Source organism: Cryptosporangium sp. NPDC051539 (genome assembly GCF_044454545.1).
GTDB lineage: Bacteria > Actinomycetota > Actinomycetes > Mycobacteriales > Cryptosporangiaceae > Cryptosporangium.
Window position 1 is genome coordinate 297,179 of sequence record NZ_JBITDV010000009.1, and the last position, 14,265, is coordinate 311,443.

Sequence of the window (14,265 nt, forward strand, 5' to 3'; positions counted from 1 at the left end):
CTGGGGTGTGCCGGCCCGCGGACGGGTCGGCCAGGGTGGAAGCGGCAGGGCGGAACCTCGGCGTCGAGCGGCGGAGCGGACATGGGACTCGATCACGCGGAACATCGGCTCGCCGTCATCGGCGCCGGGGTCATGGGCACGAACATCTCGGCGTTGGCGCTGGGCCACGGCCTCTCGGTCACGCTCGTCGACCTGGACGAGCAGGTGCTGGCCGAAGCGGCGCAGACGATCGCGCAGAAGTTGCGGCACGCGCGGCTGATGCGTGCCCTGCCCGACGTTCCGCACGGCCGGCTCACCACCACCACCGTGCTCGGCCAGGTCAAGGACGCCACCGCGGTCGTCGAGGCGGTGTCCGAGGTCGTCGAGGTGAAAGCGAAGCTGCTCACGGAGATCTCCCGGGCGACCGCCCCGGGCACCGTCCTGATTTCCAACACCTCGTGCATCTCCATCGACGAGCTGGCCGAGTACGTCTCGCGGCCGGAGGATCTGCTCGGCGTGCACTTCATGAACCCCGCTTACCTGATCACGATGGTCGAGGTGGTCCGCGGTTCGTCCACCGCCGAGCGCACGATGACGGCCGCGGCCGACCTGCTCGCCGCGCTCGGCCGGGAGTCGCTGGTGATCAACGACTCGACCGGGTTCGTCATCAACCGGCTGCTGCACCCGCTCATCAACACCGCCGCGATGCTCGTGCAGGAAGGCGTCGCGTCGGCCGAGGTGGTCGACCAACTGCTGGAGGGCTGCCTGGGGCACACGACCGGCCCGCTGCGCACCGGCGACCTGATCGGTCTGGACAACCTCGTCGACTCGCTGCAGGTGCTCTACGAGCGCCGGGGCGACGAGAGCTGCCGGCCGTGCGACCTGCTGCTGGAGAAGGTCCGGGACGGCGACTACGGCCGTAAGACCGGGCGTGGCTTCTTCGAGTACGGCGCTCGGCTCCACTGACGGGCCGCATCCGACCCACGGTCAGGACGCGATCGCGGTGGCCAACAGATCCCGCCCGGCCGTCCAACGTCCCTGGAATCCGGCCGGTGGGGCCCCGGGTGCCGCTCCGGCGTCGCCGACCAGGCGAGCGCTGAAGGTGCCGTCCGGCCGCAGGTCGATTTCGGCCTCCTCGAACCCCAGCCAGAGGCCGGTCCGGGGGAACCAAGCCTTGTAGACCGATTCCTTCGCACTGAACAGCAACGTGTCCCAGCGGACGTGCGGCGCGCTTCGGCTCAGCTCACGCACGACGGCCTGCTCCGACGGGCCGGCGATCGTCGGCAGGATGCCGTCGGGCAGCGGGCGGTGCGGCTCGGCGTCGATGCCGAGGCTGGTCACCGCGCCGGTGCGAGCCAGCGCCGCGGCGCGGAATCCGGTGCAGTGGGTCATGCTCCCCACGGCGCCGTCCGGCCACTGCGGCGCACCCCGGGCCCCGCTCAGGATGGCCGCGGGGGGCAGACCCAGCCGGGCCAGGGCCTGGCGGGCACAGGCCCGGACGGTCGCGTACTCGTTCCGGCGGACCGGCACCGCCGCGCTGATCGCGTCCCGCTCGGCCGGGAACAGCATGGCGTGCGGGTCGTCGGCGTAGGCCTCGACGACCACCACGGCCGCCGGGAGCAGCGCCGCGATCACGGCCGGCTGCCCGCGGCTCCGGTGATCACCGACAGGAGCGCGTCGAACGTCCGGACCTCCAGTAGCAGGCCGATGCTCAGGTCGAGGCCGAACGCCGCCCGAATCTTGGCCATCAGCTCGACCGCGACCAGCGAGTCGCCGCCGTCGTCGAAGAAGTCGGTATCGCCGGTGGTGGGCGCCGCACCCAGCGACTCGGCCCAGAGACGGCGCAGACGCTCGGCCGCCCCCACCGGCACCGCGGCCGACGCGGCCGACAGGGCCGACAGGGCCGACACGGCTACCTCAGCCGTCGGGGAGGCTGCTCCGGCTGCTCCGGCCGGTCCGCCTGCTCCGGCCGGTCCGGCCGGTTCGACCGACCGGCCCGGCGCGACCGCGGCGACCGACTCGGCCGACGGGAGGCCGGGCCCGGCCAGCGGCAGGGGACGGCCGTCACGATGGGGCCGCACCAGGACCGAGGAGCTCGACCCCGCGGCGAGCAGACGCATCAGCAACCGCCCACCCTCGGCCGGCTCGAGCCCGTCGACAGGCTCCGCCGGGGTGGGAACAGGCTCCGCCGGGGTGGGGACAGGCTCGGCCGGGGTGGGAGCCGCCACGGCCGCCTTCCGGTCCCAGCCCTCGGTGAACTGCACCTCGCGCATCGTGAAGCCCTCGACCCGGGCCAGCACGGTGCCGTCCGGCGCGATCAGGTCGATGTCACCGGTGGCCGTGCCGGACCCGGCAGAACGCCGGCGCACCAGGCTGTAGAAGGTGCCGGGGAGATCGGCGTAGACCGTCATCCGGTGATACACCACCGGCACGTAGGACTCCTCTTCGGCGCCGCTGGTGATGGCAGCCGTCGCGATGTCCAGCAACGCCGGATGCAGGCGGTGCTCGTCCAGATCGCTGCGGAACGCGCTCATCAGCGCGATCGTGACCAGCTTCTCCGAGCCGGACCGGAGCACCTCCTCCACGCAGCGCCAGCGCGGGCCGAGCGTGATCGGCCCGCCGCCCGGCGTCGGGCGCGACCCGACGGGATCCGCGGCCAGCATCCGGGTGCGGACCGCCGCGATGTCGACTTTCTCGGCGTCGGCATCAACTCCGGCCACCGTACCGCTGACGTGCAGGGTCCAGGTCCGGTCCCGCTCCGAGCTCACGGTGAAGCGGTAGGCGTCGCCGTCGGGTTCCAGTTCCAGCCGCAGCAGCCGTTCCTGCTCGTCGAAGAACGGCGCACGGAAGACGACGTCGGCCAGCCGGACCGCCCGGCCGGGCGTGCCGAGCCGCTCGGTGAAGACACGGAGCACCAGATCCAGGTAGCCGGTCCCGGGAAGCAGCGGTGTGCGCCCGACCCGGTGCTCGTCCAGCATCCAGTGGGTCCGCGCGCTGTAGGTCGCCTCCGTGGTGATCTTCGCCGTCGCGCGTCCGTCCGCGCGCCGGGCGACGTCGTCGGCCAGCCGGGTGAGGTCCGGGCCGGCCGGGTCCACCATGCCGGCGCCCAGCCAGACCGGCCACCCGATGCTCAGCATCCGGCCGGCCTCGGGCGGCGCGGCGCCGGCCAGCGCGTCCAGGAACGCGTTGCCTGCCGCGTAGTCCGCCCCGCCGACCAGCCCGTCGGCGGCCGCCCGGCTGGAGAACAGCACGGTGAAGTCGAGCGGAGGGGCGTCGGCCAGCGCTTCGGCGAGGTGCACGGCACCGAGCGTCTTGGGCGCCAGCACCGCCAACGCGTCGGACTCGTCGCGGAACGCCACCATGTTGCCGCCGGGCACGCCGGCCAGGTGGAACACGCCGTTGATCGGCCCGATCCGCCCGGTGACCTCGGCGAGGGCAGCGCGTAGGGCCGGCCCGTCGGTCACGTCGGCGGCGACGCCTTCCACCTGCGCGCCCAGCGCACGCAGCTCGTCCACCCCGGCGGGAGCGGCGTCCCCGAGCGGGTTCCGGCGGCCGAGCAGGATCAGCCTCGGCTGCTTGCCGGTCGCGGCCAGCGCGCGGGCAACGCTCCCGCCGAGCCCACCGAACCCGCCGGTGATCAGGTAGACGCCCCGGTCCCTGACGGCCTCCCGTTCGACCTCGGGCACCTCCAGCGGACGCTCGACGGCGACCCACCGCCGCCGCCCGCGCAGTGCGACCGCCGCCGGCGGGTCAACGGCCCGCAGTTCGGCCGCGAGGTCAGCGACGCTCACCCGATCGGCGACGTCGAGCACGGCCGTGCGCAGCCCCGGCATCTCGTCCCGGAGCGACTTCACCAGGCCCAGCACGGTCGCCTTCACCGGCTCCAACCGGTCGTTCCCGGAGACGTCCACCGATGCGGAGGTGACGACGACGAAGGCCGGCGCCGGATGGCCGGCGGGCCCGCTGACCGCGAGTTTGGCGAGGGTGAAGGCGCTGGTGAACGCCGCGTCCAGCGCTCCGGGCAGCGCGGCGGAGCTGGTCGGCGCGGTCGGGCCGGCCCCCAGGGCGTGCACGAACGCGGTCAGCCGCAGTCCCCGCTCGTGCAGGAGGCCGACTACTCGGCGCAGGTCGCCGGGGTGGCCCGGCCGGACGGTGAACTCGGCCCCGGACTCGCCGAACCGGTCGGCCGTCCGGACCCGGACCGCCCGGTAGCCGGCCCGCTCCACGGCCAGCAGGGTGCGTAGCGCACGGTCGGCGTCGGTCGGCAGCAGCACGACGGCGTTGCCGGTCGGCGTCGTCAGGCCGGGCCGCGCTGCCGGGACCCACTCGATCACGCTGAACGGCCCACGTGCGGGCTGCGGGGCCGGCTCGGCGCGAGCGGGCTCGTCGGCGGGCAGGTCGATCCAGTGGCGCTCGCGCTGATAGGGGTAACCGGGGACGGCCGACCGGCGTGCGGGCGGGGGCTGGCCGGCGGCGTCCCAATCCACGTCGGCCCCGTGCGTCCAGAGCTCGGCCGCCGCCAGCAGCACCGCGCGCGGCTCGTCGGCGCCGCCGGGCAGTCCGCCGACGGTCGCGCCCACGCCTTCGGTTCGTCGCGCCACGGTGGTCAGTGCGCGCCCCGGACCGACCTCCAGCAGGACCCGATCGGGCAGCTCCTGCACCGATCGCAGTGCGGCGTCGAACTGCACCGGTTGCGCTATCTGGGCGGCCCAGAACGCCGGATCGACGGCCTCGGCCGCAGTGACCTGCCGGCCGGTCGCACCGGAGTAGAGCGGAATCCGCGGCGGCCGGAGCGGAAGGCCCGCGATGGCGGCTTCGAACTCGGCCGCCGCGACTTTCCAGCCCGGGTGATGAAAGGCGTGCGAGACCGGGAGCGGGTGCGTCCGGAGCCCGGCCGCCTCGAGCTCCCCGGCTGCTGCTTCCAGCGCCGCCAGCGGTCCGGACAGGACGGTCTGCGCCGATCCGTTGGCCGCCGCTACCGCGAGTGGGCCGAGCTCGGGCAGCGCCTCGGCGGCGGCGGACACCGCGAGCATCCCGCCGGCGACCGGGTTCCGGGCCATCGCCTGCGCCCGGGCGTGCACCATCCTGACCGCGTCCGGGAGGTCCAGCACTCCGGCGACGGCGGCGGCGGCCAGTTCGCCGATGCTGTGCCCGAGGACGGCGCTCGGCTCGACGCCCCAGTCGCGCCACAGCGCGGCGAGCGCGTACTCCACCGCGAAGAGCAGCGGTTGCACGATCGCGGTGTCATCGTTGCGGACGCCGGCCGACCACTGCGCGTGCAGCGGCCGGCCGGCCTGCTCGAACAGCTCGAGGCACTCGTCCATGGCGACGCTGAACGACCGGACCCGGCCGTACAGTCCGATTCCCATCCGGGCCTGGTGCGAGCCCTGCCCCGGAAACAGGAACACCGTGGACGCATCCGGGGACGCGGTGGCGGTGATCAACCGCGCCGGCGTGGTCAGCGCGGCGACCGCCTCGACCGGGTCCGCGCAGACCGCCGCCGCACGGACGGCATGCAGGGTCCGTCCGTGCTGGAGCGTGGCCACCGCGTCGGCGAAGTCGCGTCCGTCGCTCGTGGAGAAGTAGCCGGCCAGGGTGGTCCGCAGTGCCTCGAGCGCCGGCTCCGAGCGGGCCGACCAGACCAGCACACGGGGTTGGTCCGGCTCGGTCCGGGCCCGCGGCCGCGGCGCGTCGCTGAGGACCAGATGGGCATTGGTCCCGCCGATACCCAGCGAGCTGACCGAGGCGTACCGCGGTTGGTCCGGCCGGTGCGGCCAGGGCCGCAGCTCCGTGACCACGGTGAACGGGGTGGAGTCCAGCTCCAAGCGGGGGTTGAGCTCGGTGACGTTGATGCTCGGCACGACGGCCTCACGGTCGAGCATCAGCACGGTCTTGATCAGCCCGGCGATGCCCGCCGCCGGGTTCAGGTGACCGATGTTCGACTTGACCGAACCGACGGCCGTGCGCGCGCTGCCGGCCGGACCGGCGAACGCCTCGGCCAGCGCGGCGATCTCGATCGGATCGCCGAGCGCCGTCCCGGTCGCGTGCGCCTCGACGTACTCGATCTGCTCCGGCTTCACCCCGGCCAGCGCCATCGCCTCGGCGACGACCTCGGACTGCCCGGTCACGCTCGGCGCGCTGAAAGAGACCTTGTCCGCGCCGTCGTTGTTGACCGCGCTGCCGCGGATCACGGCCAGCACGCGGTCGCCCGCGGCCAGGGCGTCGTCCAACCGGCGCAGGACGACGATTCCCGCGCCGCTACCGAACAGCGTGCCGGTCGCGGCGGCGTCGAACGGACGGCAATGCCCGTCGGCGCTGTGCACGCCGCCGGGCGTCCAGAGATGGCCTCGGCCGGCGGGCAGGTCGACCACCGCGGCACCGGCCAGCGCGAGCTCGCACTCCCCGGCCCGCAGCGACTGCGCGGCGACGTGCGTGGCGACCAGCGAGCTGGAGCAGGCCGTCTGCACGGTCATGCTGGGTCCGCGCAGGTTCAGCTTGTACGAGGTGAACGTGGCCAGGTAGTCGGCCTGGTTGAGGGTTTGCGCCTGCATGCCGGCGGCTCCGCCGCGAAGTTCCGGCTGCTTGCTGACGTAATGCTGGAAGTAGTCGTTGGGCCCGGCGCTGCCGAAGACGCCCACGCTCTCGTCCATGCCGAACGGGTCGTACCCGGCGTGCTCGAGCGCGGCGTGGCACGTCTCGAGGAAGACGCGGAGCTGGGGATCGCAGAGCCGGGCCTCATGGGCGGTCATTCCGAACAGCGGGGCATCGAACCGGTCGAAGCCGGGCATCATCGGCTCCGCCGGGACGTAGTCCGGGTTGCGGCGCCGCGCCTCGGGGACTCCGTTGGCGAGCTGCTGTTCCTCGGTGAGGGTAGTGATGGACTCCGCACCCTCGACGAGGGTGCGCCAGAACTCGTCCAGGTCGCTCGCGCCCGGCAGTCGGCAGGCCATGCCGACCACGGCGATCGGCTCGTCCAGAGGGGCCACCAGAGTTCACCCTTTCCGTTGGCGCAGCTGCGCCCGCAGCTCCCGCCGTGCGCGGGGGGTCCAACCGGCGTCGCCGGGAGCGGCGTCGAGCGGGGCCGCCGCCGGTTCGTCGAGAGCCGTGGCCAGGAAAGCCGCCAGCGCGCGCGTCGTTGGATACTTGAACAGGGTCGAGATGGGAAATTCCGCGCCGATCGACCGCTGCAGACCGGCGTGCACGGCCAGCGCCGCTACGGAGGTCAGTCCGGCCTCGAACAGGCTGCGGTCGGCGTCGATCGGCGTGCCGAGTTGCTCGCGAACCAGCTCGGCGAGTGTGTCTCGCAGATGCCGCTCCGGTCCGGACCGATGAGGGGTCACGCCTGCCGTCCGTTCCGCACCAGCGTCGCCAGGGCCGCCGGGGTCGGCGCCTGGAACACCATGCTCATCGTCAGTCGCTGACCGAGTTTGTCCGAGGCCACTTCGGCCAGCTGGGCGGCGAGCAGCGAATGCCCGCCGTTGAGGAAGAAGTTCGCGTCCGGGCCGAGCCCGGGACGGCGCAGCAGCGCCTGCCACAGCGCGAGCAGGTCGGTCTCGAGCGGGTCCGCCGGAACTGCCACGGCGGCGGGCCGCGGGATCTCCTCGACCGCGTCGGGCAGCGCGTCGAGCGCGCCGTAGTCGACCTTCCCCGAGGAGTTGCGGGGCACGGCCGGCAGGACCGTGATGCTGGTGGGCACCGAGTAGCCCGGCAGCGAGGCCGCGGCGTGGTCCCAGAGCTCGGCGGGGGAGACCGCATCGGCTCCGGTGGCCACGGTGACGAACGCGGCGATGACCCCGGCCCCGGCCGGGTCGCCGCGCAGCACGGCGGCGGCGGCCGAGATCGCGGGGTGGCTCTCGAGGACGGCTTCGATCTCACCCAGCTCGATCCGATGGGCCCGCAACTTCACCTGCCGGTCGGTGCGGCCGAGCAGCTCCAGGTCGCCGGTGGGCAGCCAGCGGGCACGGTCACCGGTCCGGTAGTACCGGCCCAGCTCGGGATGGGTGACGAATCGATCCCGAGTCAGCGCCGGCCGGTCGTGGTAGCCGACCGCGAGACCCTGGCCGGACAGGCACAGCTCTCCCGCCAGCCCGATCGGCTGCGGCCGTCCCCGGTCGTCGAGGACGTGGGCCCGCGTGTTGGCGATCGGACGGCCGACCGTGATCCGTGCGTCCGAGGTGATCTCGGCGGCCGTGGACCAGATCGTGGTTTCGGTCGGCCCGTACACGTTGACCACCCGGGCTCCGGTGGCGAGCAGGTCGCGGGCCAGTGCCGGGGTGAGTGGCTCGCCGCCGCAGAGCAGCGTGCGCCCGGCCAGCCGTCCGGCGGCACCGGGTGCGGTCAGCCGCCAGGTCGTCGGGGTCGCCTGGACGATCGAGACGCGTTCCCGCTCGATGAGTTCGAGCAGCCGGGCCGGGTGGGCCGGCGCGTCGTCGCCGGCGACGACCACGCGGCCGCCGACCGTCAGCGGGAGCACGAGCTCCAGCACCGAGATGTCGAAGGCGAACGTGGTCAGCCAGGTCATGCTGGTCGTCCGGTCGGCGTCGAGCTCGGCGGCGAAGTGCCGTACGACGTTGAGCAGGTTCGCGTGCGTGAGCCGTACGCCCTTGGGCCGCCCGGTCGAGCCGGACGTGTAGATCACGTACGCGGCGCCGCCGGGCAGCGGCTCCGGCGGCGGTTCGCGGTACTCGCCCGGAGAAGACAGGTCGGGCAGCGGGAGGCAACGGCGTCCTTCGCGGCACTCCGGCGCGAGCTCGTCGGCACCCAGGACGAGCCGGCAGTCGACGTCAGCCAGTTGCGCGGCGATGCGCCGGGCCGGCTGGCCGGGGTCGATCGGCAGGTAGGCGGCGCCCGCCGACCAGACACCGAGCACGGCGGCGGCCAGCCCCGCGCCCCGACGCCCGGCGAGCCCGACGATCGGGTCGGGCCCGGTCGAGTGCCGCAGCACGGTCTCCCTGACCGCCCAGGCCGCGGCGAACAGCTCGCCGTACGTCGTCGAGCGGCCGTCGTGCCGCACTGCCACCGCGTCGGCTCGGGCTCGTGCGGCTGCCCCGATCGTCCCGACGACCGTGTGCGGGAGCGGCCAGGTCCGCTCCGTTCGGTTCGCGTCGGCTATCACCGTCCGATCGGCCTCGGTGCGCAGGTCGAAGTCGGCCAGCACGCGGTCGGGATCGGCCGCGGCCTGGCGGAGCGCCAGGTCCAGACGGGCGAGGAAGCGTTCGGCGAACGGCGGGTCGTGCACCTCGGTCGAGTGCAACAGGTGGACGTGCAGCCGGCCGTCGGCCCGTTGCGCGGTGAGTTCCAGATCGAAGCGGGAGAAGCCGGTGTGAACCTCGCGCAGCCGCGACCCGGCGCCCAGCGGCGAGGCCGTCGCGTAGCCGGGGCGGAAGTTGAACAGATGGCGGACCAGGCGGTTCCGCCACCAGTTCGGGTCGTCGTCGGCGTCCGCACCGGCCGGAGCGGGGGCATGGTCGGCGGCCAGCAGCTCGAAGGAGACCGGCCCGGTTTCGATCGCTGCGACCAGTTTTCCGGACACCTGCGAGACCAGGTCGGCGAACGTGGCCTCCGGACGGAGCCGAACGCGCAGCGGAACGGTAGCCACGTCGTAACCGACGTGCCCGGCCGTGCGCTCCTTCCGCGTGTCCATCATGACGCCGACGACCAGGTCCTCAGCGGCTCCGTGCCGATACAGGGTGAGGTAGTACGCGGCGAGCAGGACGGTCGCGTCGGTGGCGCGGCAGCGTTTGCGGAGCACTCCCAGCGCATCGGCGACGGTCGAGCCCTGGACGGGGAGGGTCGCGGTCGCGCCGGCGAACGTCGGGGCGGCGGTGGGGACGCGGCCTTCGGCCAGCCGCATGCCGCTCGGATCCACGCCGGCCAGGTCCGACCGCCAGGCCGCCACGGCGGCTTCGTCCGGTTCGACGACTGCCGGGGCCGGCAGCGGGCCGACCGGCTCCGCGCTCGACCGGCCCTCGCTGAGCGCCGGGATCGCCTCGCCGAGCTCCAACGCGAGGGTGTGGAAGCTCGCCGCGTCGGTCACGATGTGGTGAGCGACCAGGCAGATCACCTGCACGCCCGACTCGACCAGGAACTGGCCGACGCGGATCAGGGGTCCGGTACCGAGCTCGAAGGAGCCGGCCGCATAACGGGTGAGCTCGTCCTCGAGGCTCGCCGCGCCGCAGGTGCGGATGTCGACGTCGATCCGGACCTCGCCGACCTCGGCCGGCCTGCGTTCGGGCAATCCGCCGACGGTCGGATAGCGGTAACGCAGCGCCGGGTGCCGTGCCACCAGGAGATCGACCGCGGCCTGCAGCGGCCACCACTGCACCGGTTGCGGCAGCTCGACGGCGACCGCGATGTTGGAGACGCCCTTGTCGGGAACGAGTTGCTGCAACGACCACAGCGCTCGCTCGACGGCGTTCAGCTCGACGGCGTTCAGGGCGCCGCTCATGCCGGGTCCGCGGCCAGGGCTTCGACGGTCGCCGCGGCGGTGAGTTCGGCCAGCTGCTCGGGGGCCTCGTCGAGCAGCCAATGGCCGGCGGGCAGGCCGCGCAGTTCGACCGGGAACGTGGTGTGCCGACGCCAGCCGAGCATCGCGCCCCGCTGGACGTGCGGGTCCTGCTCGCCGTAACAGACGGTTATCGGTACCGGGAGCGCCGGTCCGGGCCGGTAGCGATAGGCACCGAGGAGCGTGAAGTCGGCGCGGATCGCGGCCTCGGTGAGTGCACGCATCCGGGGTTCGGCGGCCAGGCCGGCCGGGATGCCGCCGGCCGCCAGCAGATGCTCCCAGAGCGCGTCGGCCGGCAGCTGGGCGATCCGTCGCGGCCGCCAGGCGATGTCGGGCGCGTCGTAGGACGCGACGACGAGCCGGGTGGGCATCGGGGCGCCGCGGGCCAGCACGCTGCGGAGGATCTCGAAGGCGAGCAGGGCCCCACCGCAATAGCCGAACAGCGCGTACGGCCGCCGGTCCACCCGCCGGAGCAGGTCTTCGACCAACTCGTCGACCAGCTGCCGGCAGTCGGAGATCGGGGTTTCGGAGCGGCGGCCCTGCCGCCCGGGCAGGTTTGCCGACCAGACCGAGAGCCCGTGCGCGGCCGCCGCTTTCGCGAACGGCACGAGCTGGGCGCAGCCGGCTCCGGCGTGCGGAAGGCAGAACAGCGCGACGCCGTCGTCGCCGGCCAGCGGCACGAACCACTCCTGGTCGCTCATCGCGGTTCTCCTCCCTCGGTGATCCGGCCGGCGGTGATCCGCTCGGCCATGGCGGCCGGCGTCGGTGCGTCGAACACGGCGCTGAAGTCGACGTCACGGCCGACGGCGACGCCGATCCGCGCGGCGAGCTCGACGGCGGCGAGCGAGTGGCCGCCGGAGAAGAAGAAGTGGGATGCCGCGCCCAGGGCCGGATCGCCCAGCGCCGAGCGCCACAGCTCGACCAGCAGGCGGAGCACCGGTTCGTCGGGCAGCTCGCCGCCCCCGTCGGCCGCGGGCTTCGCGGCCCGCTCGGCGAGCTGGTGGTAGTCGACCTTGTTGTTGCCGGTGACGGGAAAGGCCGACAGGACGACGAACTTGGCCGGCACCGCCGCGCTGGGCAGCAGTTCGGCGCTGTGCCGGTGCAGCAGCGCGGTCAGCTCAGCGGTGCGGTCGCCGGCCGGCTCGACGGCCGCGACGATCCGGGGGTGACCGGCCGGGTCGGTCGCGACGAACGCGGCCGCGGCGCGGACCGCCGGATGCTCCTCCAGCGCCGACTCGACCTCACCCAGTTCGATCCGGTGCCCGCGGATCTTGACCTGGCGATCGTTGCGCCCGAGGAACTCGAGCTGCCCGTCGGGGCGCAGCCGGACCGTGTCGCCGGTGCGGTAACAGCGACCGAAGCGGGGATCCGTGCGGAACCGGGCCGCGGTCAGTTCGGGTGCGCCCCGGTAGCCGAGCGCGACGCCGGCGCCGCCGACGGACAACTCGCCCGGGATTCCGGGGGGCACCGGCCGGCCGTCGGCGGCCAGGACGTGGACCGTCGTGTTCGCGATCGGGAGGCCGATCGGAACTCGTTCCGGCACCGGTGTGCTGAGCTCGGCGGCCGTCGACCAGATCGTCGTCTCGGTCGGGCCGTAGACGTTGAACACCCGGCAGCCCTGGGCCAGCAGCTGTTCGGCGAGGGCCGTCGTGACCGGCTCACCGCCACACAGCACCCGCACTCCCCGCAACTGCCCGGCGAGCCGGGGCGCCACCTGCCGCCAGGTCGTCGGGGTCGCCTGGGCCACCGTCACCCGCTCCCGTCGCAGCAGCTCACCCAGCGCCGCCGGGTCGACGCGGGCCTGGTCGCTCGCGACCACGACGCTCGCGCCCGAGCTCAACGGCACGAACAGCTCCAGCGCCGAGATGTCGAAGGAGAAGGTGGTCAGCCACAGCACCCGGTCGGCCGGCCCCACGTCCAGCACCTCGGCGAAGTGGCGTACGAGGTTGACGAGGTTGCCGTGGGTCACCTCGACCCCTTTCGGGCGCCCGGTCGAGCCCGAGGTGAAGAGCAGGTACGCCGGTGCGTCGGCGTGGCACGCCACGTCGTCGTGCGGTGTGCCCGGCGGGACCGCGGCGATCGGCACGACCCGCCGGTCCCCGGCGCACCGGCCCGGCAGGTCGCGGTCGGCCAGCACGACCCGCACCTGGGCGTCGTCCAGCTCGCGGGCGGCGCGTGCCGGCGGATGGGCCGGGTCCAGCGGCAGGTACACCGCGCCGGCCGACCAGACGCCCAGCGTGGCGGCGGCGAGGGGGAAACCTCGATCGGCGTAGAGGCCGACGACCTCGCCCGGGGTGACGCCGTCGGCCACCAGCACGTCTCGGATGCCGGCGGCGGCGGCGCGCAACTCCCGATAGCTGTGGCCGTCGACGGCGGGGGCTCCCGGTGCCGCGAGGGCCGCCGCGGTGACCAGGTCGAGCACCGATCCGGCCGGCCACTCCCGGGCGGTGTCGTTGACGCGGGCCAGCAGGCGGACGTCGGCCGGGGTGGCCGGGTCGATGTCGCGCAGCGGAAGGTCCGGGTGGGCGTCCAGCGCGAGCAGCAGGCTCTCGAAACGCTCGAGCAGGGTCGCGACGTACTGGCGGTCGTGCACCTCGGTGCTGTACAGGGCGGTGAGGGCCAGCGAGTCCTTCCGCGCCCAGACGATCAGTTCGAGGTCGAGCCGGCTCATCCCGGTGTGCCCGTCGATCAGCCGGACGGTCTCACCGGCCAGGGTGAGCTGCTCCGAACCGGTGGGCCGATAGTTGAACGACTGCCGGAACAACGGCGTCCGCCAGTCGGCCGAGCGGGTGTCGAGGACGGGCCGGACCGCCTCGAACGGCGCGAGGCCGTGTTCCAGGCCGCCGAGGAAAGCGTCCCTGGTGGCCCGGGTGAGCGACTGGAAGCCGGCGTCGAAGTCGACGTTCACCCGGATCGGCAGGGTATTGGCGTGGTAGCCCGCTCCCTCGTTGCCGACGCCGCCCCGCCGGGCGCTGGTCATCACCCCGACGGCCAGGTCCGGCCCGGCGTCGTGGTGGGCCAGGAGCGCGTAGTACGCGGCGAGCAGGACGATGTTGTCGGTGGTGCGGGTGCGGGTGCGCAGACGGCCGAGAGCCGCGTAGGCCGGCGGTGAGAGCTCTCGGTCGATCCAGTCGCCGGCGAACGTCGGGCGGCCCGGGATCGGGCGGGCCCCGGCGAGCGCCTGCCGTCCGGAGTCGATGCCGGCGAGGTGACCGGTCCAGTACGCGACCGCGGCGTCGGTGGGCTCGGGCTCGGTGTACACCGGCGCCGGGCCGGCCAGGTCGGCCGGTGGCCCATCGGCGGCGTAGCCGTCGTAGAGCGCTGCCAGCTCGCGCACCAGCACCTGCGTCGTCACGTCGTCGGCGCTGATGTGGTGCAGAACGACGCAGACCACGCTGGCGCCGGGGAGCAGGATCAGGTGCGCCCGGACGAGCGGGCCGCGCTCGACGTCCATGGGCGCGGAGATCAGAGCGGTGATCTGGTCTTCCAGCGTCTCCTCGGTGCCGGGCTCGGCGACCAGCGGCACCGTGACCTCGTCCGCGTCGAGATAGCGCTTGCGCAGTTCGCCCGACGAGGAACTGAAGACCGCGCGCAACGCCGGGTGGCGGCGGGCCAGATGGTTCAGCGCCTCCTGCAGCGGCCACCAGCGCAGCGCCGTGTCCACTCGCATCCCGAACCCGAGATTGCAGATCCCACGGCCGGGTACCAGCCGGTGCAGCATCCACTGGGCCTGTTCCTTGCTGCTGACCGGTGGTTCGAGAACGTCCAGGACGGGCTGCACT

Annotated in this window: 7 protein-coding genes; 1 reads left to right on the forward strand and 6 read right to left on the reverse strand. The window is 73.7% G+C overall.

All coding sequences use genetic code 11. The features are described from left to right. Positions 1-81: 81 nt before the first annotated feature. The gene (locus tag ACIBZJ_RS27950; RefSeq protein WP_395934658.1) at positions 82-945 is read left to right on the forward strand and encodes a 3-hydroxyacyl-CoA dehydrogenase family protein; all 864 of its coding nucleotides are present in this window, start codon (positions 82-84) and stop codon (positions 943-945) included. A 21-nt stretch (positions 946-966) separates the two neighbouring features. Here ACIBZJ_RS27950 and ACIBZJ_RS27955 read toward each other — a convergent pair whose 3' ends face one another. Genes ACIBZJ_RS27955 through ACIBZJ_RS27980 form a run of 6 tightly spaced genes read right to left on the reverse strand, consistent with a single transcriptional unit; the run spans position 967 to position 14,264 of the window. Further along, positions 967-1,614: a 4'-phosphopantetheinyl transferase gene (locus tag ACIBZJ_RS27955; protein ID WP_395934660.1), complete on the reverse strand. Its 648-nt coding sequence runs from the start codon at positions 1,612-1,614 to the stop codon at positions 967-969. Then, complete coding sequence (locus ACIBZJ_RS27960; protein ID WP_395934662.1) at positions 1,611-6,965, reverse strand: SDR family NAD(P)-dependent oxidoreductase; 5,355 nt, start codon at positions 6,963-6,965, stop codon at positions 1,611-1,613. Before ACIBZJ_RS27960 ends, ACIBZJ_RS27955 begins: the two co-directional genes overlap by 4 nt. Before the next feature lie 6 nt (positions 6,966-6,971). Continuing rightward, a complete protein-coding gene (locus ACIBZJ_RS27965) occupies positions 6,972-7,319 on the reverse strand; it encodes an acyl carrier protein (protein WP_395934664.1) in 348 nt (115 codons plus the stop codon). Further along, on the reverse strand, positions 7,316-10,426 hold the full coding sequence (locus ACIBZJ_RS27970) for an amino acid adenylation domain-containing protein (RefSeq protein ID WP_395934666.1): 3,111 nt from the start codon (positions 10,424-10,426) through the stop codon (positions 7,316-7,318). The genes ACIBZJ_RS27965 and ACIBZJ_RS27970 overlap by 4 nt, the downstream gene beginning before the upstream one ends. Next, on the reverse strand, positions 10,423-11,184 hold the full coding sequence (locus tag ACIBZJ_RS27975) for a thioesterase II family protein (protein WP_395934668.1): 762 nt from the start codon (positions 11,182-11,184) through the stop codon (positions 10,423-10,425). Before ACIBZJ_RS27975 ends, ACIBZJ_RS27970 begins: the two co-directional genes overlap by 4 nt. After that, a complete protein-coding gene (locus ACIBZJ_RS27980; RefSeq protein WP_395934670.1) occupies positions 11,181-14,264 on the reverse strand; it encodes an amino acid adenylation domain-containing protein in 3,084 nt (1,027 codons plus the stop codon). The genes ACIBZJ_RS27975 and ACIBZJ_RS27980 overlap by 4 nt, the downstream gene beginning before the upstream one ends. Between the last annotated feature and the right edge of the window lies 1 nt (position 14,265).

What these genes read in the sequence shown, in the direction of transcription:
- ACIBZJ_RS27950 (WP_395934658.1), top strand. Translation starts at nt 82, where the DNA reads ATGGGACTCGATCACGCGGAACATCGGCTCGCCGTCATCGGCGCCGGG.
- ACIBZJ_RS27970 (WP_395934666.1), bottom strand. Translation starts at nt 10,426, where the DNA reads ATGAGCGGCGCCCTGAACGCCGTCGAGCTGAACGCCGTCGAGCGAGCG.
- ACIBZJ_RS27975 (WP_395934668.1), bottom strand. Translation starts at nt 11,184, where the DNA reads ATGAGCGACCAGGAGTGGTTCGTGCCGCTGGCCGGCGACGACGGCGTC.